Source organism: Conyzicola nivalis, from assembly GCF_014639655.1.
Classification (GTDB): Bacteria; Actinomycetota; Actinomycetes; order Actinomycetales; family Microbacteriaceae; genus Conyzicola; species Conyzicola nivalis.
Genome location: NZ_BMGB01000001.1, coordinates 1316207 through 1340448 on the forward strand (window position 1 = coordinate 1316207; position 24242 = coordinate 1340448).

Consider the following 24242-nt stretch of genomic DNA (forward strand, 5'->3'; position numbering starts at 1 on the left):
CCTGTGGAGAACTCAGGGAGCGGAGAACTCAGGGAGAGGAGACCTCGAGCGGCAACGCCGGGTTGGCCGACCACTCCTCGAGCGACCCGTCGTAGATGCGCACCGCCTTCACCCCGATCGCCGCGAGCGTGAGTGCTCCGGCGGACGCCGTGATGCCGCCGCCGCAGTAGAGCAGCACCTCTTCGGTTCCCGACGCGCCCACGGCCTGGGTGTCGACGCCCGCACCGTCGTAGGCCAGGATCACCTCGACCCGGCTCTTCAGGGTGCCGTCGGCCTTGAACAGGTCGCGGCTCGACACGTTCACGCTGCCCGGGATGTGTCCGCGGCGCGAGTAGCGCGTGGGGTCGGTCCCGGCGAAGCTGCCCGCGGGGAGGCTGCAGACGAGCGGCCGGGAGTCGGAGGCCGAACGCTCGACGAGCTCCTGCTGGCTCACCCACGCCTTGCGGGCCACTGTCGCGGTCCACGCGGCGACGGGCGCGGCCTCGACCGCCTCGCCGTTCTCGATCGGCTGGCCGGCGGCCTTCCACGCGCCGAGGCCACCGTCGAGCACCCGCGCCCGCACGCCGATCCAGCGCAGCAGGTACCAGAGGCGGGCCGCCCACACGGTACCCGTGGTGTCGTAGATGACGACGTCGGTGTCGGCGGCCACTCCGAGGCGCGCGAGCTCGTCGGCGATCTGCTGGGGTTCCGGATGCGTGTAGTTGAGTTTCGCGGTCGTGTCGCTGAACCGGGTGGCCACGTCGACGTGGTGCGAACCGGGGATGTGTCCGGCCAGCCACCGCGGTCGGCCGTTGTCCCTGCGATAGTCGCCGTCGTACCGCGGCGGATGGAGTTCGAGGCTCGCGTCGAGGACCACGGGAGGACGGTCGCTTCCGAGGGCGTCGGAGAGTTCGGACACGGAGATGAAGGGAGAAGTCACTCGGTTACTCTCGCAGCATCCACCACGGCCCGCCACCGAGCGAGCTCGAGGGTCACGTCGCTTCCGTCGATCACGGCGTCGGCGTGAGCTGCCGGGTTCTCGCGGGTGAGGAACGCGTCCTCCTGCGCCGCCCACTCGTCCCAGTGCGGCGCGTAGGTCGAACCGTCGCGCTCGAGGGCGCGCCGCTTTCGTGTGGCGGCGTCGAGCGCGACCCAGATGCCGAACGTCGCGAGCCGGCGGTTGTCGCGGCTGAGCGCGCCGCAGCCCTCGATCACGAGCGGACGGGAGGGGTCGATGTCGTGCCATTCCGCGTGCCGCCCGAGCTCCCAATCCCAACGCCGCCAGCTCGGGGTGTCGCTCGCGAGGATGTCGTCGCGCACGACACGGCTGCCCTCCTCGAGCCCGCCCCACCCCGGGTACAGGTCGTCGAGCCGCACCAGCTGGGCTGTCGGCGACCCGGCCACGATCGCGCGCGCGAGTTCGGTCTTGCCCGATCCGGACCGCCCGTCGATCAGCAGCACCGCGGCCCTCACGGCAGTTCCGCGATTCCGTCGCCGCCGAAGCGCACCGTCACGTCCTGTCCAGCGGTGACCGGATGCTGCGCGCTCGCGATCCCGTCGAGCTCGCCGATCCCTGGCAGAAACAGCCGCACGCGCGAGCCGTCGACCGCGGGAGTGCTGCGCACGACCGTCGCGGCGACCTGCCCGCCATCCGTCACGACCACCGCGGACGGCCGCAGCGCGACCGGATGCTCCGCCCCGGGTCGAACCAGCCGCGCGGCGTCTCCCCCGAGCACAGTCGTGTAGCCCAGGAACCGGGCAATCTCGGGCGAGGTCGGGCGGCGCCACACCTCGGCGGGGGTGCCGGTCTGCCGCAGCCGGCCGCCGACCATCACCGCGACCCGGTCGGAGACGGCGAACGCCTCGTCCTGGTCGTGCGTGACGAAGACCGCCGTGGTGCGGGTCTCGTCGAGGATGCGGCGCAGGTCGCCGGCCAGCCGTTCGCGCAGTTCGCGGTCGAGCGAGCTGAGCGGCTCGTCGAGCAGCAGCAGCCGGGGCCCGGCGGCGAGGGAACGCGCGAGCGCGACCCGCTGCTGCTCGCCGCCCGACAGCTCGGTCACCCGGCGATCACCGAATCCCGCGAGGCCGACGAGGGTCAGCAGCTCGCTCACGCGGGCGGCCGACGGCTCGCGCGCGATCTGCAGCGGATAGGCGATGTTCTGCCCGACCGTGCGGTGCGGGAACAGCTGCCCGTCCTGGAACATCAGCGCGAACCCGCGCTTGTGCACGGGCACGCCGGTGATGTCCTCGGCGTGCCAGAGCACCCGGCCGGCGTCCAGGCGCTCGAGCCCGGCTATCGCGCGCAGCAGCGTCGATTTGCCGCTGCCCGAGGGCCCGAGGATGCCGAGCACCTCGCCCGGCTCGAGCGACAGCGTGACGTCGTCGACGACGGCGGCGCCGTCGAACCTGACGGTCACACCCTCCACCCGCAGTGCACCCGATTGCGAAACCTCGGTCATCTAGAAAGCCCCCATCGTTCCCACGCGCAGCCGCTCGACGAGCGCGATCACCGCGACCGTCACGCCGGCCAGCACCACCGAGGCCGCGATGGCCATTCCGAAATTGTCCCCGCCCGGCAGGCCGATCAGCCGGAAGATCACGACGGGCAGCGTGGGCCGGTCGGGACGGGAGAGAAAGCTTGTCGCGCCGAATTCGCCGAGAGCGACCGCAAAAGCGAATCCGGATGCCGCGAGCACGGGTCGCCCGACGATGGCGAGATCCACATCCCGCAGCACCCGCCACGGCGGCGAGCCGAGCACGGCGGCGGACTCGCGCATCCGCCCGTCGATGCCGGTCAGCACCGGCAGGATCGTGCGCACCACGAGCGGCAGCGCCACGAGCGCCTGCGCGATCGGCACGAGCACCGGTGACGACCGCAGGTCGAACGGCGGTGTGTTGAGCGTGATGAGGAAGCCGAACCCGACGGTCACCGCGCTCACGCCGAGCGGCAGCATCAGCACGCCGTCGAAGCCCGCGAGCGAGCGACGCAGCCCGGCCGATCGTGGTCGACGGGAGATCACGAGGCTCGCCGCGAGCCCGATGACGAGGGCGATCGCGGTGGCCTGCACGGCGATCACGAGCGAGTTGCCGAGCGCCGTCCAGACCGGTACGACGAGCGCGTTGCGGCTGCCGGTAGTGCCGAGCGCGAGGTAGTTGCCGAGCCCCCACCCGTCGGCTGTGCGCAGCGACCGCAACAGCAGCGCGACGATCGGCAGGGCGAGGAAGGCGGCGACGACGAGCGTGACGGCGATGTTCGGCAGGTCGCCGAGACGCGGGGCCCGCCCCGACCGGGCCGAGTCGACGCGACGCTGCGCCGTGCGCGTGCCCCTCGCCCGCGCGGCGACGAGCAGCACCGCGACGACGACCACGAGCTGGGTCACCGACAGCACGCTCGCGGCACGCAGGTCGAGGAACTGGGTGGTGAGCAGGTAGATCTCGGTCTCGATCGTGCCGAATCTGGTGCCGCCCAAGACGAGCACAACGCCGAAGGCCGTGGAGCAGAACAGGAAGACGATGGATGCTGCCGAGGTGATCGCGGGCGCGAGCCGCGGCAGCGTGACCGTGAACCACACGCGCACCGGACCGGCGCCGAGCACCCGGGCGGCCTCCTCCTGCCGCTGGTCGAGCCCCTCCCACGTGGTGCCGACCGTGCGCACGACGACGGCCACGTTGAAGAAGACGAGGGCGAGCATGATCGCGGCGAACGTTCCGTCGAGGCGCAGCGAGCCGAGCAGCCCGCCCTCGCGCAGCAGCGTGCGGAACGCCACACCGACGACGACGGTGGGCAACACGAACGGCAGCACGACGAGGGCCCGCAGCATCCGCTGGCCCCTGAAACGCAATCGGTAGAGAACGTGCGCGATCGGGAGACCGAGGATGACGCAGACGGCTGAGGCGAGAGCGGCCTGGCTGATCGTGAGGCCGATGAGACGCAGTGTGCGCGGCCGGGCCAGCACCTCGGCGAAGCCGCTCAGGTCGAGCATCCCGTCGGCGAACAGGCCGCGGGCCACCATCGCCCCCACCGGCCACGCGAAGAAGACACCGACGAACGCGAGGGGCAGGCCCGCGCCGAGCACGATCGCGATGACCGTGCTCGGCGCCGGACGTACCCCGACACGCGAGATCACGGGGTGGCGATCGCCGCCCACTCGGTCAGCCACTCCTCGCGGTTCGTGTCGATCTCGTCGGGGGCGACCTCGAACGGGTTCTCGGCGATCGCGGCGAACTGCGCCCAGGTCGCGGGCAGCGTGGCCTCGGCGTTCACCGGGAAGACGAACATGTTCTCGGGGATGTCGTTCTGCACGGTCGGCGAGAAGAGGAAGTCGACGAGCTTCTCGGCGGCGGCCTTGTTCTTGGTGCCGGCGATGACGCCCGCGTACTCGGTCTGACGGAAGCAGGTGTCGAGCAGCGCGCCGGTGGGGGCCTCGGTCGCGCCCTCGGTCACCTCGGCGGGCGGGCTCGACGCGTAGCTGACGACGAGCGGTCGGTCGCCGTCGCTCGACGGGCCCGAGAAGTCGACGTAGTAGGCGTCGCTCCAGCCGGCGTCGATCTTGACGCCGTTGTCGACGAGCTTCGTCCAGTAGTCCTGCCAGCCGTCTTCGCCCTTGGCGGCGATGGTGGCGAGAAGGAAGGCGAGTCCCGGAGACGAGGAGTTGGCGGCCGGAGTGACGAAGAGATCCTTGTACTCGGGGCTGACGAGGTCGTCGAGAGTGGTCGGTTCCTCGATGCCGGCCTCGGCGAACCACTCGTGGTCGACGTTAACGCAGACGTCGCCGTTGTCGATCGGGGTGAGCTGTTCGCGACCACTGCCGGCGGGGAGCAGGTACTGCTCCTCGGCGTCGGTCAGGTCTTTCGACGCGTAGTCCTCGAGCACGCCCTCGTTCACCGCGCGGCTCGCGAACGTGTTGTCGATGCCGAAGACGACGTCGCCGAGCGGCGAATCCTTCGTGAGCACGAGGCTGTTCACGAGCTGGCCCGCGTCGCCGGATGCCTGCACCTGAACCTCGATGCCGGTCTCGTCGGTGAACTTCGCGAGGGTGCCCTCGCTCAGGTTGAACGAGTCGTGCGTGACCAGCACGAGCTTCTCCGGCGTCGCGCCCGGTGCCGCCTCGCTCGCGCAGGAGCTGACCGCGAGGCCGATCACGAGCAGGAGCCCTAAGCCGGCCAGAGTTTTCTTGGATGTGTGCACTTGTCGTGCCCTTTCAGTCGCTGAAATAGGCACGGGTTGAAGAAGATATGGATCTCCCCGTGAGAATGCCTCCCTGCGCTGGCATGATCCAGATCAGGTTCGACGGTCGAAGCTTGCTTTAGCTTCCTCTCAGCCCGGCTCACCGGACTCCCGTGTTCGAGATCAGTGTAACCCCCGCGCGGGGTCGACGCTCGAACAGGACCGGCCGGCCCGCACGCGCGGTCGACAGGACCGATTCGGGCGGGCGGATGCCGCGGCTCCTGTCGAGCGACGGGGAACGGGCGGCGCGGTCAGCGCCGGTACGACGCCACCATCAGCTCGCCCGCGATCACCGCGAGCTCGTCGTCGAGCCGTTCGATGAGCCGGCCGGAAACGGAGCCGGCCACGATGTCGTGCGGGCCGAGCGGTTGCAGGCGGCCCGTGCGCACCCGGATGACCTGCCAGCCGTTCGCGCGCAGCATCCGGTCTTTCCTGCGGTCTTTCTCTTCGTGCCGTCCGACGTGCTCGAGACCGTGCCGGCCGACGCTGTCGTACTCGATGGCGACGCGCAGCTCGGGCACGATGATGTCCGGCCAGATCTCGAGGTTGTTGAAGAACGGCTTCGCCACCCGGATCGCGTTGTTGCTCAGGTCGAAATCGAAGCGCTCGGCCACGCGCATCCGCAGATCGCCCTCGACCGCCGACGCGGGTCTGGGCGCGAGCGCGCTGATGAACGGCTCCCCGACCGCGATCCGGTCGGCCCCGGCCGACGCGTTGCGGCAGGTGCGGCAGCCCCGTCCGCCGAGCATGCGCTCGACCGTCGACTCCCACGTGCCGTGGCCGCGACCGCACACCCAGCGGTACGAGGTCGCCGTGCCCGTCTCGACGGCGAGGGACTCGCGCTGCCCCGGTGTCACGATCGACAGCAGCCACTCGCGCGTGACGGCTGACCCGTCGAGCCGCCGGCACAGATAGCAGCGGTCGTCGTCGCCGGTCTCGATGCGGCGCAGATCGCGCGGATGCCCGCACGCGTACGGCGGCGGCAGCACCTCGGGTCTCGCCGCGACCGGCGCCCGCCGCGGCACGGCGAGCGCCGCGCAGTCGGGACACCACGACGACTTGCGCCGTTCGCGCCCCGGCCTGTTGCGTTGCTCTTCCGGCGTGGCGACGAAGGTGTGGCCCGCGTCGCACTGCCACACCAGCAGCACCTCGGCGAGCGGCGGGATCTGCGTGAGCGTGACGCCGTGGTTGAGGTCGGGATGGTACTGGCGGATGAGAACCGGGTACCGCTCCCAGTCGGCCCGGTAGGTGCCGACGGCGTAGGGCATGGCTGTGCCCTTCGACCACTGACGGCGTGCCCACCAGGTGTTCACCGGCTCTGCCACTATTCCTCCCGCGGCGAGGGTAGACGAGGCCACCGACATCAGACCCGAGGGGCGGGTACACACAGCAAAGCTCTAATACTCTGTAACCATGGCGTTTTCGCACGAGACAGATGGCGGGCTCTCCCTCATCGATCTCGTGGCCGAAGTGATGAGCCGCGCCGAATCGACCGAGATCGCCCGCGAGCAACTCGCCCGCCTCATCGCGGCGTCGAAGGCGATCTCGTCCGATCTCGACCTGCCGACGGCCCTGCGCAACGTCGTCCAGGTCGCCTGCAATCTGGCCTCCGCACGCTACGGCGCGGTCGGCGTCATCTCCCCCGACGGGATGCTCGAGGAGTTCATCCACGTCGGCATGAGCGACGGCATCGTCGCCGAGCTCGGCGCGCCGCCCAGCGGCCACGGCCTGCTCGGCTCGGTCATCGCCGAGGCCAGGCCGATCCGGCTCGAGCACCTCTCGCGCGACGAGCGTTCGGTCGGCTTCCCCGCCGGCCACCCGCCGATGGAGAGCTTCCTCGGCGTGCCCGTGCGCGTCGGCGGAACCGTCTACGGCAACCTCTACCTCACCGGCAGCGCGCGCGGATCGTTCGACGCCGTCGACGAACAGATCATCCTGACCCTCGCCTCCATGGCCGGTACGGCGATCGCCAACGCCCGCCTCTACGAGGAGGCCCACCTGGGGCAACGGTGGCTCGCGGCATCCGAAGAAATCAACCAGCGTCTGCTTTCCGGCGACCTGGGCGAGTCCGACGTCGCCCCGATCGCCGACCTCATCCTCACCCTCGCCGACGCGTCGTTCGTGGGACTGGTGCTGCCGACCGACGACCCCGACGCCCTGCCGTTCGCGCAGAAGTTCGGCCCACTCGCCGACGCGACCGGCACCGTCGCCGACGACGAGATCGCCGCGCTGCCCGGGCGGGTTCGCCGCGCGCTCGAACTCAAGGACGACCGCCCCTCCGCCTTCCGCGACATCGAGCTCTGGGCGAGCGCGCTCATCGGTTCGACGATGGTCATCCCGTGGGGAGACATCGAGGCAACGCGCGAGGGCGCCCTCGTCATCACCCGCGACCGGACGGGCCACCCCTACACGGTGGCCGAGCGGCGCATGGCGAAGAGGTTCGCCCGCAGCGTCGCCATCGCGCGCGAGCTGGCGATGGCGCGCAACAACCGCGAACACGTCGCCCTCACCGACGAGCGCGACCGCATCGCGCGCGACCTGCACGACCACGTCATCCAGAGCCTGTTCGCCGTGGGTCTCGGGCTGCAGAGCATCGTCGGCTCGACGAGCGGCCAGGCGGCGGCGCGCATCTCGGCGCAGGTCGACGCGATCGACGTGACCATCAGGCAGATCCGCCAGACGATCTTCCAGCTCGGCACGACGCCGAGCGCCACGACCTGGAGCCAGAAGAAGCGGTTCAACCAGCTCGTGCGCGAGATCCTCGAGGGCGAGGGCATCGATTCGTCGCTCGACTTCCGCGGGCCCGTCGACACCCTCATCGACAGTGAGCTGGGCGACGAGGTCTCCGCCGTGCTGCGGGAGGCGCTGAGCAACGTCGTGCGGCACGCCGAGGCCACCCGTGTCGACATCACCATCGCCGTCTCCGCCACCGAGGTGCGGGTCGTCGTCACCGACAACGGCCGCGGCCTCGGCGAGGTCGGCAAGCGCAGCGGGCTGGACAACCTCGACCACCGGGCCAGTGCGCGCGGCGGCCGGTTCGCGACCGCAGCCCGCGCCCCCTCGGGAACGACGATCGACTGGGCCGTGCCCGTGGTGTCGCAGTGACCGCCCCCGTCCGCCTCTACCTGCTCGACGACCACGAGATCGTGCGTCGAGGCCTCATCGACCTGCTCTCGGAAGAGAGCGACTTCGCCGTCGTCGGCGAGAGCGGAGTCGCCACGGGCGCGGCCGCGGCGATCCTCGAGTCGGGCGCGACCGTCGCGATCCTCGACGGACGCCTCCCCGACGGCAGCGGCATCGACGTGTGCCGCGACGTGAAGTCGGCGGATCCGAGCATCCGGTGCCTCATCCTTACCTCGTTCGACGACGACGAGGCCGTGCTCGCCGCGGTACTCGCCGGCGCCGACGGATACCTGTTGAAAGAGGTGCGGGCCACCAGCCTCGTCGACGCGATCCGCTCGGTCGCCGCGGGCACCACGCTGCTCGACCCGACCGTCACCGAGCGGGTGCTCGACCGGGTGCGCTCCCCCGGCGCTGCAGCGTCGCCCCTCGGCCTGCTGACGCCCCGCGAGACCGAGATCCTCGCCCTCATCGCCGAGGGCATGTCGAACCGCGAGATCGCGGGCGCGCTCTTCCTCGCGGAGAAGACAGTGAAAAACAACGTGAGCGGCATCCTGTCGAAGCTCGGGATGCAGCGTCGAACGCAGGCCGCTGTGCTCGGCGCCGAGTGGCTCCCGAAGCGCGACCGCTAGCGGAATTCGCCCAGCGCGCCCCGGGCCCGGTGGATCGGATCTTCGAGGGCCCGCGTGAGTTCTGCGGTTCCGGCGGCGGTCCCGGGTTTAACTTCGACCATGCCGTCCTAGACCGCACGGCGTAGAAAGCCGGCGGTGTCAGCTCGTCGATGCCGCCGGCCATGACAAGTCCGGTCAGCCCTGCCAGCACGCCGGTGAGGGCGGTCAGGTCGGTGGCCGACAGAGCCAGCGGAGTTTCGTCTTCCGGCGTGGGCGCATCCGCTCTCATCGGCAGTACACGATTCTCGACCCGCGGTGGCCCCAAAACCAGTTCAGTTCTGCGAGCGCTCCGGCTGCGCAGTTCGGTCGCAAACGTGGGACATACTCGCGGGATCCCGCGCCTTAGGGCCCAAAGATCGCGGATGCGCCTCGCGCGACGCATCCTGATCCGAAACGGCGTTGCGCCGTTTCACACAACGATCGGTCTCGGCGAGCAGCCGGATCTATCCCGTGCCGATGTCACCAGATCGGCCGATCGCGTGCTGATTCCGTCACCTCGCCGGGATTCCTTCACCTTCATGGCCAATATGACCCATACTCGACTCATGACTCAGGTGAAGATGCGTAAGGTCAAGGTTCTGGCCGTGCTGACGGTTCTTCTCGGGTTCGCGGGCTGCAGCTCCGGGCCTGCACCCCAGGTGAAGACCCTCGACGAGGTGGCGAAGACGCTGGATCTGGCGTCGATCAGCGAGATCGTCTGCGACTACCATTTCGGGCCACCGCGCTTTTTCACCAGCGGAGTCCGATATTCGCGCTTTATCAAGCTCAGCGGGCCGGAGCACATCGATGCGGCGATCGCGGAACTCGAAGCCCACGGATTCGTATTGGATGCGGAGGGGAAAAGAGAGGTGTTCACCGATCTCTACGGGCCGCAGGATGTGCGCGCGATGATCGACGTCATCGCCCCACCCGACGACCGAATCGGGACCACCTTGCACAGGGGAAAAGACGATACCTGCGTGATCCCCGAAGAGGGTGTGACCGGCGTCAGGCTTTCCCTCCCCTCATAACACCGAACGGGGAGGAACCGGGCGAACGGCGTGACGCTGGTCGAATCGTCAGCGGTCGAACCAGTTCCGCGCGTCGGTGCGGCACACGCACCTTCGGTGCGCGTCTGCGGGCGATGCCCGCTCCGCTCGGCAGAGAGTCTGAGCGCGTGCTCAATAATGATCGGTCTCGGCGAGCCCCTGGCCGACTTGTGACAAGTCGCCGCGCGTTGCGAGGCGGGACCGCTGATCAGCGGGCGGCCGCTACCCGCTCGTAGTAGGCCAAGGTCGCGATGATGCCGGTGAGCAGCTCGCCGACCTCGTTCTGCTCGTAGCCGCGGCGCCACGAGGTGGGAGTAAATCGCACATTGACCACGTCGGCAGACGCAAAGGGCGCCGGTACCGACGGCTCGCCCGTGGTCTCGTAGGTGGCGATCAACTCGCGCGCCGCGGCGAGAAAGCCGTCGACACCGACGATCGAGTACCCCGTGCGGAATCTCGTGGTGGTGAAGGTCTTGTCGGCGAGCAACGACGAGTGCACCAGATCGGCGGGCGGCGCTTCGACGGGCTCGGCGACCGAGGCACGTGCCGTGGCACGTGCGGCGGCCGTGGCCTCGTACTCGCGCAGCGCGGCAGCGACACGGGCGAGCAGGTCGTCCACCTCGTCCTGGTCGAAACCGTTGTCGAACTTGACGGTCGCGAACCGCAGGGCGAGCACCTCGTCGGCCGTCAGCGCGGGCGCAGCCGACGTGTTCTCCCACGCGGCGAGCGCGGCGCCCGCCCGGGCGAGAAAGCCGGCGACGGCGGCCTGCTCGTAACCCTCGCGGAATTTCGTGACGGTGAACCGGGCTTCGAGAACGGAGTCGGAGGTGGGCATCCCCTCACCCTAGGGCGTGTCGAGCAGCGCCACGATCTTCTCGACCGTGCGCAGATTGCGTCCGGTCGCGGTCACGCCGAGGCTCAGAAAGTATTTCGCCGGCACCTTCGACTGCGAGATGCCGTCGGGACACCACTGGTAGATCGCGTGCTCGCCGAAGGCCAGGCGTTCGGGAAGAAGATCGGTGTCGGACGGGCGGCCGCGGCCCGTGTCATCCGCGGGGCCGCCGGCAACGGGACCGCTTAAAAAGTAGACCAGCGCCCGCGACGGATCGACCGACACCTCGGCCAACGGGTTCGCGGCCACGATCTGGCGGAACCGCGCGTCGTCGACGAGCACAACGGGGGCCGACACGCCCGTAGCGGTCGCGATCGCCGTCTCGAGCGAACGGGCGTCGACCGGCTCGGCACTGTCGAAGACGACATTGCCGCTGCGGAGCAGCGTGCGCGCGTTGGAGTGCCCGAGGGCCTCGATGCAGGCGCGTAGATCGGCCATCGCGATGGGCTTCGCGGTGCCCACATTGATGCCCCTGAGCAGCGCGACATAACGGTTCACGCCATCACCCTAGCGACTACCACACGTCGGTCACACCGGCAAAGCTGTGACAGCGTGCGCGGGCACCGTCTATCGTGAACAGCGACCCACCACGTCTATAACAAGGGGATTAATTGACTGTCTGGCCCGGATCTGCCTACCCGCTCGGCGCAACCTATGACGGAAACGGAACGAACTTCGCACTATTCAGCGAATCCGCCCAGAAGATCGAACTCTGCCTCTTCGACGATGACCACAACGAGACCAGGTACGAACTGACCGAGGTCGACGCGAACGTCTGGCACGGCTATCTTCCGCAGGTGCAGCCCGGCCAGCGTTACGGCTACCGCGTGCACGGCGACTACGACCCCGAGAAGGGCGACCGCAGCAACCCAAACAAGCTGCTGCTCGACCCGTACGCCAAGGCGACGACCGGCGTCATCGACTGGGACCCCAGCGTCTTCCCGTACAACTTCGGCGACCCGCTCTCGCGCAACGACGACGACTCGGCCGCGCACACGATGCTCGGCGTCGTCATCAACCCCTACTTCGACTGGGCCGGCGACCGCCACCCGCGCACGCCGTACAGCGACACGTTCATCTACGAGGCGCACGTCAAGGGACTCACCAAGCTGCACCCGGGAATCCCCGAAGACCAGCGCGGCAGCTACGGCGGCGTCGCTCACCCGATCATGATCGAGCACTACCAGAAGCTCGGCGTCACCGCGGTGGAGCTGATGCCCGTGCACCAGTTCATCAACGACTCCGCGCTGCAGGAGAAGGGCCTCAACAACTACTGGGGCTACAACACCATCGGCTTCTTCGCGCCGCACTCGGGTTACGCCTCCAACGGCGAACTCGGCCAGCAGGTGCAGGAGTTCAAGGGCATGGTGCGCTCGCTGCACGACGCCGGCATCGAGGTCATCCTCGACGTGGTGTACAACCACACCGCCGAGGGCAACCACCTCGGCCCGATGCTCTCGATGCGCGGCATCGACGACAAGGCGTACTACCGCCACGTCGACGGCAGCCCCGAGTACTACATGGACTACACGGGCACCGGCAACTCGCTCAACGTGGGCCACCCGCACACCCTCCAGCTCATCATGGACAGCCTGCGCTACTGGGTGACCGAGATGCACGTCGACGGCTTCCGTTTCGACCTCGCCTCCACCCTCGCCCGCGAGTTCTACGACGTCGACAAGCTCTCGACCTTCTTCGAGCTCGTGCAGCAGGACCCGATCGTCTCGCAGGTCAAGCTCATAGCCGAGCCGTGGGATGTCGGCCCTGGCGGCTACCAGGTGGGCAACTTCCCGCCCCAGTGGACGGAGTGGAACGGAAAGTACCGCGACACCGTCCGCGATTTCTGGAAGGGCGAGCCGTCGACGCTCGGCGAGTTCGCGGAGCGGCTCACCGGTAGCGCCGACCTCTACGAGCAGTCGGGTCGTCGCCCGGTCGCATCCATCAACTTCGTCACCGCGCACGACGGCTTCACGCTCGCCGACCTCGTGTCGTACAACGAGAAGCACAACGACGCCAACGGCGAAGACAACAACGACGGCGAATCGCACAACCGCTCGTACAATTTCGGCGTCGAGGGCCCGACGGATGAGTCGCAGGTGCTCGAAATGCGTGCCAGGCAGCAACGCAACTTCCTCACCACGCTGCTGATCTCCCAGGGCGTGCCGATGCTGCTGCACGGCGACGAGATCGGCCGCACCCAGGGCGGCAACAACAACGGCTACGCCCAGGACAACGAGATCAGCTGGATCCACTGGGACAAGGCCGACCTCCCCCTGATGGAGTTCGTGGCGGCGATCGCGCACCTGCGCAAGGACCACCCGACGTTCCGCCGCAGCCGCTTCTTCGACGGACGCCCCGTGCGTCGCGAGGAGGGCGCACCGCTGCCCGACATCGGCTGGCTCGCGCCCGACGGCCGGGCCATGGCGCCCGAGGACTGGGACTCCGGCTTCGGTCGCTCGATCGGCGTGTTCCTCAACGGCGACGGCATCCGCGGCAAGGACATGCGCGGCGAGCCCATCGTCGACGTGCACTTCCTCATCCTGCTCAACGCGCACACCGAGGCCGTCGAGTTCACGCTGCCGGAAGACGAGTACGCCTCCGCGTGGGAGATCGTGGTGGACACGGCGGGTGCCGGTGTCTCGACCGAGCCTCGCAGCGCCGGCGACACGGTTACCGCCCAGGCGGTGTCCGCGCTGATCCTCCGCCAGTCGTCCGGTCCCGAGCCCGAGACCGACAACTCGGTGGCGGCCTCGCTCATCGCCCTGACCGGCACGAGCAGCCCGATCAACGCCCCCGCACGACCGGTCGTCGAGTAATGGCGAACATCACCGCGCTGCCCGTCTCGACCTATCGACTGCAGATCACGGCGGACTTCACGCTGTTCGCCGCCGCCGATCTGGTCGACTACCTGAAGACGCTCGGCGCCGACTGGGTCTACATCTCGCCGATCCTGCGCTCGACGCAGGGCTCGGACCACGGGTACGACGTCGTCGACAACTCGATCGTCGACCCGGCGCGCGGCGGCCCCGAGGGCCTCGCCGCGCTGTCGAAGGCCTGCCACGAAGCGGGTATGGGCCTGCTCGTCGACATCGTGCCGAACCACCTCGGTGTCGCCGACGCGACGCAGACCGCGTGGTGGTGGGACGTGCTCGAGAAGGGCCGCGACTCGCGCTACGCCGAGGCGTTCGACATCGACTGGGACTTCGGCGGCGGCAAGCTGCGCGTTCCGGTCCTGGCTGATGGCGACGACGCGCTCGACGACCTGAAGATCGTCGGCAGCGAACTGCACTACTTCGAGAACCGCTATCCGATCTCCGCGGGAACCGCCGACGACGGTGCGTCGCCCCGGGAGGTGCACGACCGCCAGAACTACGAGCTGATCAACTGGCGTCGCGCCGACTCCGAGCTGAACTACCGCCGCTTCTTCGCTGTCAACACCCTCGCCGGTGTGCGCGTCGAGGTGCCGTGGGTGTTCGAGGAGTCGCACGCCGAGATCGTGCGCTGGATCACCGAGGGCCTCGCCGACGGCCTGCGCGTCGACCACCCCGACGGCCTCGCCGACCCGGGTGGCTACCTCGACACGCTCGCGGCGGCGACCGGCGGCACCTACGTGCTCGTCGAGAAGATCCTCGAGGGCGACGAACGGCTCCCCGCCTTCTGGGCCACCGCCGGCACCACCGGCTACGACGCCCTCGCCGACATCGACCGCGTGCTCGTCGACGCGAAGGGGCAAGACCGCCTCGACGCGATCGACACGGCCCTGCGCGACCGCGCTCAGCCCGTGGAGTGGAAAACGCTCATCCACGGCACGAAGCGCGGGATCGCCGACGGCATCCTGAACTCCGAGGTCAACCGGCTCGCCCGCGAGTACCGCGTGGCCCGACCCGAGAGCGACGCGGCGCTCGTCGCCGACGCCGTGGCCGAGCTGCTCGCGTGCTTCCCCGTCTACCGGTCGTACCTGCCGAGCGGCGCCGAGCACCTCCACGAGGCCGCGGAGCTCGCCCGACGTCACCGCCCCGAGCTGTCGTCGACCATCGACGAACTGCTGCCGGTGCTGCTTGACCCCGAGCAGCCGATGGCGGTGCGCTTCCAGCAGACCTCGGGCATGGTGATGGCCAAGGGTGTCGAAGACACCGCGTTCTACCGCTACACCCGGCTGGGTTCGCTCACCGAGGTGGGCGCGGATCCCGAGGAGTTCAGCATCGGGGTGGCCGAGTTCCACCAGCGCCAGAGCGTCCGCCAGGCGAGCCTGCCCGGCTCGATGACCACACTCTCCACGCACGACACGAAGCGCGGCGAAGACACCCGCGCCCGCATCAACGTGCTGTCCGAGGTGCCGGACCGCTGGGAGTCCGTGCTCGGTCACCTGCGCGAGCTGGCGCCCCTCGGCGACGGCCCGCTCGAGAACCTGCTCTGGGAGGCGATCGTCGGCTCGTGGCCGGCCAGCCGCGAACGCCTGCACGGCTACGCCGAGAAGGCCGCCCGCGAGGCCGGAAACTCCACGACCTGGACCGGTCCCGACGAAGAGTTCGAGGCGCGCATGCACGGCGTCGTCGACAGCGTGTTCGACGACGCGGCGGTGCGCGGCATCGTGGAAGGTTTCGTCGCTGAAATCGCGGACGCCGGTTGGTCGAACTCGCTCTCGGCGAAGCTCGTGCAGCTCACCGCCCCCGGCGTACCCGATGTCTACCAGGGCAGCGAGCTGTGGGAGACCAGCCTCGTCGACCCCGACAACCGCAGGCCGGTCGACTACGACATCCGCCGCCTGTACCTCGAGGCGGTCTCGGCCGGGGCGCAACCGGACATCGACGAGACCGGCGCCGCGAAGCTCCTGGTCACCTCGCGTGCCCTGCGTCTGCGTCGCGACCGTCCCGAGCTGTTCACCCGCTACGCCCCGCTCGAGGCCCTCGGCGAGAAGGCCGAGCACGTCGTCGCGTTCGACCGCGGCGGCGCCGTGACCCTCGCGGTGCGTCTGCCGGTCGGGCTCGCGGCTGGCGACGGCTGGGGCGACACCGCCATCACGCTGCCGGGCCACGAGCTCGAAGACGTGCTGACCGGTGCGCGCTACCCGGGCGGCACCGTGCTGCTCTCGAACCTGTTCCGCAAGTATCCGGTGGCGTTGCTCGCCCCCGTGGAGGTCACATCGTGAAGAACCGCAACTTCGAGGTCTGGGCGCCCAAGGCCTCCCGCGTCGACCTGAACGTGGACGGCACCGCGCTCGCGCTCGTCTCGAGCGGCGGCGGCAACTGGCGCGTCCCCGAGGGAACCACGGTCGACGCCGCCCCCGGCACGCGCTACGGCTACCAGATCGACGGCGGCGACCTGCTGCCCGACCCGCGCTCCCGCCGCCAGCCCGACGGGGTGCACGGGGCGAGCGCCGTGTTCGACGACGACGAATTCGAGTGGACCGACGCCGCCTGGACCGGGCGCCAGCTCGCCGGCGGGGTCATCTACGAGCTGCACATCGGCACGTTCACTCCCGAGGGCACCCTCGACTCGGCCATCGAGCGCCTCGACTACCTCGTCGACCTCGGCATCGACTTCGTCGAAGTGCTGCCGGTCAACGGCTTCAACGGCACGCACAACTGGGGTTACGACGGGGTGCTCTGGTACTCGGTGCAGGAGACCTACGGCGGTCCCGCCGCCTACCAGCGTTTCGTCGACGCCTGCCACGCCTGCGGTCTCGCCGTGATCCAGGACGTCGTCTACAACCACCTCGGCCCGAGCGGCAATTACCTGCCGAACTTCGGCCCGTACCTGCACAGCGAGAGCGCCAACACGTGGGGTTCCTCGGTCAACCTCGACGAGGCCGAGGTGCGACGTTACATCCTCGACAACGCACTCATGTGGCTCCACGACTTCCACGTCGACGGGTTGCGGCTCGACGCGGTGCACGCGCTGATCGACACGGCCATCCCGCACATCCTGCAGGAGCTGGCCCAGGAGGCGGACGCCCTGAGCGCCCACGTCAGGCGCCCGCTCACGTTGATCGCCGAGAGCGACATGAACGATGCGAGTATCGTCGCCCCGCGCGAGGCCAACGGGCTCGGTCTGACCTCCCAGTGGAGCGACGACTACCACCACGCCCTGCACGTCGCTCTCACCGGCGAGACGAGTGGCTACTACGCCGACTTCGCATCACTCGAAGCCTTGGCCAAGGTCACCACCAGCGGGTTTTTCCACGACGGCACGTTCTCGTCGTTCCGCAAGCGCGACCACGGCGCGCCGATCGACCCGGTGACCCCCACCTGGCGCCTGGTCACGTTCTCGCAGGACCACGACCAGATCGGCAACCGCGCGGCGGGCGACCGGCTGACGGCCACGCTCGACTACGGCCAGCTGGCGATCGCCGCGGTCCTCACCGTGTGCTCGCCCTACACGCCCATGCTCTTTATGGGCGAGGAGTTCGGCGCCACCACCCCGTGGCAGTTCTTCACGTCGCATCCGGAACCCGAACTCGGCAAGGCGACGGCCGAGGGCCGCATCGCCGAGTTCGAGGCGATGGGCTGGGACCCCGACACCGTGCCCGACCCGCAGGACCCGCAGACCTTCGAGCGCTCCAAGCTCGACTGGTCGTCGGTCGAGTCCGGCGACCACGCGCGCCTGCTCGCCCTGTACCGCGAGCTCATCGCCCTGCGCCGGGCGACGCCGGCGCTCACCGACCCCGCGTTCTCGCACGTGCGCGCCGCGTTCGACGACGACCTCCGTTGGTTCCTCGTGGAACGCGACGACGTGTCGATCGTGGTCAACTTCGGTCTCGAGGAGCTGTCATTGCCGGTGCTCGAGGCGACCGTGATTCTGGCGACGGATGACGCGGCTTCCGTCACCGGCACCGTGCTGAGCCTGCCGGCTCACAGCGCCGTCATCCTGCAGCACTGACGCGCGGGCTATCCGACGCCGTCCGGGATCCACATGTGGACCCCGGACGGCGTATTTAGTTGTAGCTAAAACTTTTTCGCCCGATCGGGAATAGCGCGCAGGTCCATGCGCTTGAATGAATCTGTGAGCACCGCCGTGCTCGTCTATTTCGAAAATTCTCTGGAGTACACACCATGACCATCGACGTCGCCACCATCCCCGCTGGAACCTGGACCCTCGACCCCACCCACTCCGACATCACCTTCAGCGTGCGCCACCTCGCCATCTCCAAGGTGCGCGGCTCGTTCGAGAAGTTCGATGTCACCGTCGTCACGACCACCAACCCCGCCGAGACCGCCATTACGGCGTCCGTCGACGTTGCTTCGGTCAACACCAACCAGGCCGACCGCGACGGCCACCTCAAGACGAGCGACTTCTTCCTCGTCGAAGAGTTCCCGACCATGGACTTCGTGTCCACCGGCGTGCGCGTCGACGGCGAGGTCTTCTTCGTCGACGGCGACCTCACCCTGCGCGGCGTCACCAAGCCCGTCACCCTGAAGGGCGAGCTCGGCGGTGTCATCACCGACGGCTACGGCCAGACCAAGCTCGGTGCCTCCGCCTCGACCAAGATCAACCGCCTCGACTTCGGCGTCAACTGGAACGCCGCCCTCGAGGCCGGCGGACTCACGCTCGGCAACGACGTCACCATCAACTTCGAGATCCAGGTCGTCCTCCAGCCGTAAGGCACCCCAGCACCGTCGCCAGATACCCACGCGACACTTGCGCCCCCATTCGAACATGTGTTCGAATGGGGGCGTGAGGCATTTAACGAGGAAAGCGGTGCGCGCGTGAGGTGGGACGGACAGGCGATCAACGTCGAGCAACGCGATTCGCTGACGGGCCTCGCCAAACTGAGCAACGTGGTGCGCAGCGTGCAGACGCCCGAGTTCGCGGGCATCACCTTCCACGAGGTGCTCGCGAAGACGGCCCTCAACCACGTTCCCGGCGCGAGCAACGCCATGCCCTTCGCGTGGACGATCAATCCGTATCGCGGTTGCAGTCACTCCTGCGTCTATTGCTTCGCGCGCGCCACCCACACCTACCTCGAACTCGACGCCGGCAAAGACTTCGACAACGAGATCATCGTCAAGGTCAACGTGGCCGAGGTGCTGACAAAAGAGCTGCGCACCAAGCGCGCGGTCATTCCTGCAGTGGCACTCGGCACCAACACCGATCCCTACCAGCGGGCCGAGGGGCGCTACCGGCTGATGCCCGGCGTGATCGCCGCGCTCGCCCACAGCGGCACGCCGTTCTCGATCCTCACCAAGGGGACCCTGCTCCGCCGCGACCTCCCGCTGCTGGTCGAGGCGAACACGCAGATCCCGGTGTCGCTGGCGATGTCGATCGCGATCTTCGACGACGACCTGCAACAGGCCGTCGAACCGGGCACCCCCACGGCCAAGGCCCGGCTCGCCACGGTGAGCGCCGTGCGCGAGGCGGGGCTCGACTGTTCCGTCTTCATGATGCCGATCCTGCCGCACCTCACCGACACGAACGCCCACCTCGACGAGGCGCTGCGCCAGATCAAGGCGGCCGGTGCCACGAGCGTGCTGTACACCGCGCTGCACCTACGACCGGGAACCAAAGAGTGGTTCATGCAGTGGCTCGAGCTGAATCATCCGCAGCTCGTCGAGAAGTACCGGTTCATGTACTACGGGGTCAATTCCTACGCGCCCAAGGAATACCGAAAGTGGCTCGCCGCGAAGATGCAGCCGCTGATCCGCAAGCACGGCCTCACCCGCGGCATCGAAGACCCGACGACGGGCGGCGTGGCCGCACCCGACGTGCGCTCGCGCTTCGACGAGCGCGGCGAACGGCGTACCCTGCCGTCCCTCATCGCCGAAGAGCTGCCGCCCGCCGCCGCGGCCCAGGCTCTCGGCGTGCCGACGCTGTTCTGACGACGGGTCACCTGGGCGATTTGGACCGCGCCGGAATGAACCGACTATCGCTCGACGTTGGCTCTCAACACGGCGTGACGATCCGCGCGACCGGCAGCACCTGAGGGAGATAGACCGTGACGACCACCGATTTCGACTGGGTTCAGCTGCAGCACCGCGCCCACCAGGAGTTCGCCGCCCGCATTGCCGCCATCGAAGACTGGGACGGGCCGACCCCCGACACCGCCTGGAGCGTGCGCGACCTGGTCGCACACGTCGTCGAAGAGCAGCAGTGGGTTCCGCACCTGCTCGCGGGCCGCTCGCTCGAGCAGGCGCGCTCGAGCATCGACCGCCTGCGCGACGACCTCGCCGGCGAGTGGGCGCTGTACTCGCTCGCCGCGACCTCGGCGTGGCAGAGCACACCGCGCGACGCACGCGTGCAGCTCTCCTACGACACTGTCACGGTAGACGAGTACCTGCGCGAACAGGTCGCCGACGTGACCATCCACGCGTGGGATCTCGCCCGGGCTGTCGGCGCAGACGAGACCCTCGACGACGAACTCGTGCGGGCCGTGTGGAGCGTGTTCGAGCCGCAGAAGGACACCCTGGAGGCGAGCGGGCTCTTCGCCTCGCCCGTTCCGGTCGGCGACGACGCCCCGCTGCAGTCGCGACTGCTCGCGATCACGGGGCGCGACGACCGCAGGTAGGGCGGTTTTCGATCCGCGTCGCGTCAATCCCTATTGCGCCCGCGGCGCATCTGCTTACGATATGCAGGCATTTTGCTTGTGCAAGGAGGCCCAGCAGTGACGATGCAGTACGACCAACGACCCCTGTCCATCGACATCCGACTCGACGCGCTTTCCCCGACGGAGTGGCGGGTCTGCGACAAGCGGGTTCCCGAAAGCGACCACCTTTCCATTCTCGGGTTCATCGAGTTGCGGCACGGTCTGTACGAGGTGACGACCATGGACCACCCCGGTGAGCGCGTGATTTTCGACTCGCTCGCCGCCGCCAGGGGTGCCTTCGTCCCGATCACGCGTCCGCGTGTTCACACGGCAAAGCTCGTGGTCTAGTCTTCGTGTAACACCGCGTGCTACTCCCCCGGACGACGACGTCCGGGGCGCATCTCCCCACTCGTGGGGAAGGACCGACGATGGAAGTGGTTATGGGCAAGATTCTGTACGGCGAGTCAGGTATCGAGGTCGTGTTCGACGACAGGGCCATGGCCCATCTGCAGCTCGTCATCGGCGCGAAGCTGCGTCGACGCGAGAGCTTCTTCTTCTCCTGGAAAGACGATGCGAGCGTCGGCGACGGGCGCAGCAGCATCTGGCTCGATTCGTCGATTCCCCTCTACTTCCGCTACTCGGGCAGCAAGCCGGTCACGATCAACCGGGAGTGGCTCGACATTCTCACGCTCTCCGCGCACACCGCCCAGGGCCTGCAGTTCACGGGAGAGCCCCACGGCGACACCCCCGCCCCGCGGTCGCAGGTGTAGCAAGCATTTCTCTGTTTGACAACCGTCTGTTCGCTCGTCGTTGGTTTTGATTGACTGTAACGCCCCCAATCGAGGGCCACCCCGTAGACCCCTGAGGACAACGACGACCACCATGGTTCTCATTTCACCGAGCCGCAAGCCTGCGTCCGACCGCGCCGTGAGTGTCGCGATGATCGACGACGAACTCTTCGCCCTGCTCACACCCAACGAAACCCTCGGCTACGTGCACAAAGTGGGCCGCGTCTACGTCGCACTGCGCGGCGCCGACTACAACCACGCTGTCGAGGTCGGCCAGACGCTCTCCCGCGAACGCGCCATCGAAATCGTGCGCGCCGCCTAGCTTCAATAGAGTGGTCCTCGTGACCACCTACACGCCTCGCCCTTGGCTGGCCAGCTACGCCCCCGGAGTGCCGCACGAGATCGAGCTCCCCGAGGGATCGCTCTTCGACCTCGTCGAACGCTCCATCCGCGAATTCCCCGACAATGTCGCCCTGGAATTCTTCGGCGCGACCACCACCTACCGCGAGCTGGGCGAGCAGATCTCGCGCGCCGCCGAGGGACTGCGACGACTCGGCGTGAAGAAGGGCGACCCGGTCGCCCTCGTACTGCCGAACGCGCCCCAGCACATCGTGGCCTTCTACGCCGTGCTGCGCCTCGGGGCCATCGTCGTCGAGCACAACCCGCTCTACACTCCCCGCGAGCTGCGCCACCAGTTCGAAGACCACGGCGCGCGCTTCGTGATCGCCTGGAACAAGGTCGTCGAGACTATTCAGGCGTTTCCCTCGGATGTCGCGGTCGAAACGATCATCTCGGTCGACGTCACCCGGGCTATGCCGCTCCTGACGCGAACGCTCCTGCGCCTGCCCATCGCCAAGGCGCGGGAGTCGCGCGGCGCCCTCACCACGAGTGTGCGCGGCACCGTCCTCTGGAAGGACCTGCTCGACCACAAGCCGATCGCGGACAAGGTCGCACGCCCGGGCGCCGACGATGTGGCGCTTCTGCAGTACACGAGCGGCACGACCGGCACACCCAAGGGCGCGACCCTCACCCATCTGAACCTCACGGTGAACGCCGCGCAGTCCCGCGCCTGGACCCCGACCGTCCCTCGGGGTACCGCCGTCGTCTACGCCGTGCTGCCGATGTTCCACGCCTACGGCCTCACGCTCTGCCTCACCTTCGCGATGAGCATGGGCGCGCGACTCGTGCTGTTCCCGAAGTTCGACCCCGACCTCGTGCTCGCCGTCGTGAAGAAGCGCCCGGCGACGTTCCTCCCGGCCGTGCCGCCGATCTACGAGCGGCTCACGAAGGCCGCCGCCGACAAGGGCGTATCGCTCGCCGGCATCGAGATCTCCATTTCCGGGGCCATGCCGCTGTCGGCCGCCGTGGTCGAGCCGTGGGAGGCCGCGACCGGCGGATACCTCGTCGAGGGCTACGGTCTCTCCGAGACCTCCCCCGTGCTGATGGCGAACCCGGTGGCGCCCAGCCGCCGAGCCGGAACCGTCGGCCTGCCCCTGCCCAACACCGAGGTGCGGGTCGTCGACCCCGAGAACCCCGAGATAGACCGGGCCCCTGGCGAGGCCGGCGAGCTGCTCGTGCGTGGTCCGCAGGTCTTCAGCGGGTACTGGCGTAAGCCGGAAGAGTCGGCGGCCGTGTTCGTCGCATCCGCCGACGACGGCGCGCACTGGTTCCGCACCGGTGACATCGTGAGCATCGATGCCGACGGCTTCGTCAGCATCGTCGACCGCATCAAGGAGCTCATCATCACGGGCGGCTTCAACGTCGCCCCCAGCGAGGTCGAGGAATGCCTGCGGGCTTTCCCCGGCATCGCGGATGCCGCCGTGGTCGGCCTGCCCGACGGCCACAGCGGCGAGGCGGTCGTCGCGGCGGTCGTGCTCGAGCCCGGCGCCGAACTCGACGCCGAGGCGGCCCGCGCCTTCGTGCGCGAGAACCTCACGCCCTACAAGGTGCCGAAGCGTCTCGTCGTCGTCGAGGCGCTGCCCAAGTCGCTGATCGGCAAGGTGCTGCGCCGCGAGGTGCGCACGAACCTGCTCGACGCCGACCAGGGCGCGTGATGGGCCGCACCCCGCGCGAGCGTGCCGCACGGCTGTGGCGCTGGTGCCTCGCCGCGGTCCTTGCCGGCGTCGTGGTCGCCGTCGTCAGCGGGTTCCTTCCGGCCGGGGCGTTCGTACTGTCGATCGTGGCCGCCGCGCTCTTCGTCGCCGCGGTGTTGATCGGCGCGATCGCGGAGAACCAGACGACCCGTCGACCGGAGCTGACGTGGATCGTCGCGGGCATCCTGGTCGTCTGGGTCGCGAACAGCGCGCTCTACCTGCACCTCGTCGTCGAGGCCAACTCGCTCGTCGGAACCGTGCCGCCGCAGGAGGCCATCGATCTGCTCGGCACCCTTTTCGCCGCCGGAACGACGGCGCTCGTCGCGGCCGTGATCCTCACCGTCGCCGGCTGGGTGCTTCGCCCGGGCCGTTGGTCGTCGCTGCACGGCCCGAGCGGCCAGTCGTAGCGGCTAGGCCGTCGGGATCGGGAACACCAGCAGCGTGCTGCTCGCCGTCGCCACGGTGCGGCCCTGCCCGTCAAGCACGACCGCCTCGGCGAACGCGACCCGAGACCCCGGCTTGACGACGGTGCCGACCACGGTGAGCGGCCCGGTCGTGGTACTCACCGCGCGCAGGTAGCTCACCTTGATCTCGAGCGACGTGTAGCCGGTGCCCGCCGGCAGCGTGGTCTGCACCGCGCAGCCCGCCGCCGAGTCGAGCACGGTGCAGACGAACCCGCCGTGCACCGAGCCGATGGGGTTGTAGTGCGACTCGTCGGGGTGGCAACTGAACGTCGCCGTTCCCGGTCCCACCGACTCGAGGTTCATGTTCATCAGGGTCGCGATCGGCGGCGGCGGGATCTCGCCGTCGATCATCGCCTGCAGGTAGTCGATGCCGGGCATCGTGGCGGCGCGGGAGGCGCCGATCATCGGATCGTCCCACTCGACGGTGCGGGTGCGAACGACGTTGTTCTCTGGGGTCATG

General features: G+C 68.8%; 23 protein-coding genes. 14 read left to right on the forward strand and 9 right to left on the reverse strand.

Features of this window, described 5'->3' with window-relative positions:
* Positions 1–28: 28 nt before the first annotated feature.
* The 6 genes from IEV96_RS06440 to IEV96_RS06465 form a co-directional block, all read right to left on the reverse strand.
* Complete coding sequence (locus IEV96_RS06440) at positions 29–919, reverse strand: sulfurtransferase (protein ID WP_188509821.1); 891 nt, start codon at positions 917–919, stop codon at positions 29–31.
* Positions 916–1452: a nucleoside/nucleotide kinase family protein gene (locus IEV96_RS06445; RefSeq protein WP_188509822.1), complete on the reverse strand. Its 537-nt coding sequence runs from the start codon at positions 1450–1452 to the stop codon at positions 916–918. Before IEV96_RS06445 ends, IEV96_RS06440 begins: the two co-directional genes overlap by 4 nt.
* Positions 1449–2438 (reverse strand): ABC transporter ATP-binding protein, encoded by a 990-nt coding sequence (locus IEV96_RS06450; RefSeq protein WP_188509823.1) that lies wholly within the window; start codon positions 2436–2438, stop codon positions 1449–1451. The genes IEV96_RS06445 and IEV96_RS06450 overlap by 4 nt, the downstream gene beginning before the upstream one ends.
* On the reverse strand, positions 2439–4139 hold the full coding sequence (locus IEV96_RS06455; RefSeq protein ID WP_373282423.1) for an ABC transporter permease: 1701 nt from the start codon (positions 4137–4139) through the stop codon (positions 2439–2441). It lies immediately after the preceding gene.
* On the reverse strand, positions 4103–5167 hold the full coding sequence (locus IEV96_RS06460; protein ID WP_188509824.1) for a thiamine ABC transporter substrate-binding protein: 1065 nt from the start codon (positions 5165–5167) through the stop codon (positions 4103–4105). The genes IEV96_RS06455 and IEV96_RS06460 overlap by 37 nt, the downstream gene beginning before the upstream one ends.
* Before the next feature lie 290 nt (positions 5168–5457).
* Positions 5458–6531, reverse strand: coding sequence for a zinc-ribbon domain-containing protein (locus tag IEV96_RS06465; protein ID WP_229733104.1), 1074 nt, complete (start codon positions 6529–6531; stop codon positions 5458–5460).
* 88 nt (positions 6532–6619) lie between these two features.
* On the opposite strand from IEV96_RS06465, the gene IEV96_RS06470 reads away from it, so the two are divergent.
* The 3 genes from IEV96_RS06470 (at position 6620) to IEV96_RS06480 (ending at position 10007) form a co-directional block, all read left to right on the forward strand.
* Complete coding sequence (locus IEV96_RS06470; RefSeq protein WP_188509825.1) at positions 6620–8311, forward strand: GAF domain-containing sensor histidine kinase; 1692 nt, start codon at positions 6620–6622, stop codon at positions 8309–8311.
* Positions 8308–8958, forward strand: coding sequence for a response regulator (locus IEV96_RS06475; protein WP_188509826.1), 651 nt, complete (start codon positions 8308–8310; stop codon positions 8956–8958). Before IEV96_RS06470 ends, IEV96_RS06475 begins: the two co-directional genes overlap by 4 nt.
* A gap of 401 nt (positions 8959–9359) precedes the next feature.
* The gene (locus IEV96_RS06480) at positions 9360–10007 is read left to right on the forward strand and encodes a hypothetical protein (RefSeq protein WP_188509827.1); all 648 of its coding nucleotides are present in this window, start codon (positions 9360–9362) and stop codon (positions 10005–10007) included.
* Between the two features lie 226 nt (positions 10008–10233).
* Here the strand turns inward: IEV96_RS06480 and IEV96_RS06485 are convergent, their stop codons facing one another.
* Together IEV96_RS06485 and IEV96_RS06490 are read right to left on the reverse strand one after the other, a co-directional pair.
* Positions 10234–10860 (reverse strand): DivIVA domain-containing protein, encoded by a 627-nt coding sequence (locus IEV96_RS06485; RefSeq protein WP_188509828.1) that lies wholly within the window; start codon positions 10858–10860, stop codon positions 10234–10236.
* Between the two features lie 9 nt (positions 10861–10869).
* Entirely contained in the window at positions 10870–11415 is a 546-nt protein-coding gene (locus IEV96_RS06490) for a DUF1697 domain-containing protein (protein ID WP_188509829.1), read from the reverse strand.
* 113 nt (positions 11416–11528) lie between these two features.
* Between IEV96_RS06490 and glgX the strand changes: the two genes are divergently transcribed.
* The 11 genes from glgX (at position 11529) to IEV96_RS06545 (ending at position 23725) form a co-directional block, all read left to right on the forward strand.
* A complete protein-coding gene (glgX, locus tag IEV96_RS06495; RefSeq protein WP_188509830.1) occupies positions 11529–13733 on the forward strand; it encodes a glycogen debranching protein GlgX in 2205 nt (734 codons plus the stop codon).
* Positions 13733–16066, forward strand: a complete 2334-nt coding sequence (gene treY / locus IEV96_RS06500) for a malto-oligosyltrehalose synthase (protein ID WP_188509831.1) — start codon at positions 13733–13735, stop codon at positions 16064–16066. The genes glgX and treY overlap by 1 nt, the downstream gene beginning before the upstream one ends.
* Entirely contained in the window at positions 16063–17796 is a 1734-nt protein-coding gene (gene treZ / locus IEV96_RS06505; protein ID WP_188509832.1) for a malto-oligosyltrehalose trehalohydrolase, read from the forward strand. The genes treY and treZ overlap by 4 nt, the downstream gene beginning before the upstream one ends.
* 173 nt (positions 17797–17969) lie before the next feature.
* On the forward strand, positions 17970–18518 hold the full coding sequence (locus IEV96_RS06510; RefSeq protein ID WP_188509833.1) for a YceI family protein: 549 nt from the start codon (positions 17970–17972) through the stop codon (positions 18516–18518).
* A gap of 105 nt (positions 18519–18623) precedes the next feature.
* Positions 18624–19733, forward strand: a complete 1110-nt coding sequence (locus IEV96_RS06515; protein ID WP_188509834.1) for an Rv2578c family radical SAM protein — start codon at positions 18624–18626, stop codon at positions 19731–19733.
* 116 nt (positions 19734–19849) lie between these two features.
* Complete coding sequence (locus tag IEV96_RS06520) at positions 19850–20419, forward strand: TIGR03086 family metal-binding protein (protein ID WP_188509835.1); 570 nt, start codon at positions 19850–19852, stop codon at positions 20417–20419.
* A 96-nt stretch (positions 20420–20515) separates the two neighbouring features.
* Positions 20516–20785, forward strand: a complete 270-nt coding sequence (locus IEV96_RS06525; RefSeq protein WP_188509836.1) for a hypothetical protein — start codon at positions 20516–20518, stop codon at positions 20783–20785.
* A 92-nt stretch (positions 20786–20877) separates the two neighbouring features.
* Complete coding sequence (locus tag IEV96_RS06530) at positions 20878–21207, forward strand: DUF7882 family protein (protein WP_188509837.1); 330 nt, start codon at positions 20878–20880, stop codon at positions 21205–21207.
* Positions 21208–21319: 112 nt separating this feature from the next.
* Entirely contained in the window at positions 21320–21547 is a 228-nt protein-coding gene (locus IEV96_RS06535; protein ID WP_188509838.1) for a hypothetical protein, read from the forward strand.
* 19 nt (positions 21548–21566) lie between these two features.
* The gene (locus tag IEV96_RS06540; RefSeq protein ID WP_188509839.1) at positions 21567–23279 is read left to right on the forward strand and encodes a long-chain-fatty-acid--CoA ligase; all 1713 of its coding nucleotides are present in this window, start codon (positions 21567–21569) and stop codon (positions 23277–23279) included.
* Positions 23279–23725, forward strand: a complete 447-nt coding sequence (locus tag IEV96_RS06545) for a hypothetical protein (protein WP_188509840.1) — start codon at positions 23279–23281, stop codon at positions 23723–23725. The genes IEV96_RS06540 and IEV96_RS06545 overlap by 1 nt, the downstream gene beginning before the upstream one ends.
* A 3-nt stretch (positions 23726–23728) precedes the next feature.
* Here the strand turns inward: IEV96_RS06545 and IEV96_RS06550 are convergent, their stop codons facing one another.
* The gene (locus IEV96_RS06550) at positions 23729–24241 is read right to left on the reverse strand and encodes a PaaI family thioesterase (RefSeq protein WP_188509841.1); all 513 of its coding nucleotides are present in this window, start codon (positions 24239–24241) and stop codon (positions 23729–23731) included.
* Position 24242 lies beyond the last annotated feature (1 nt).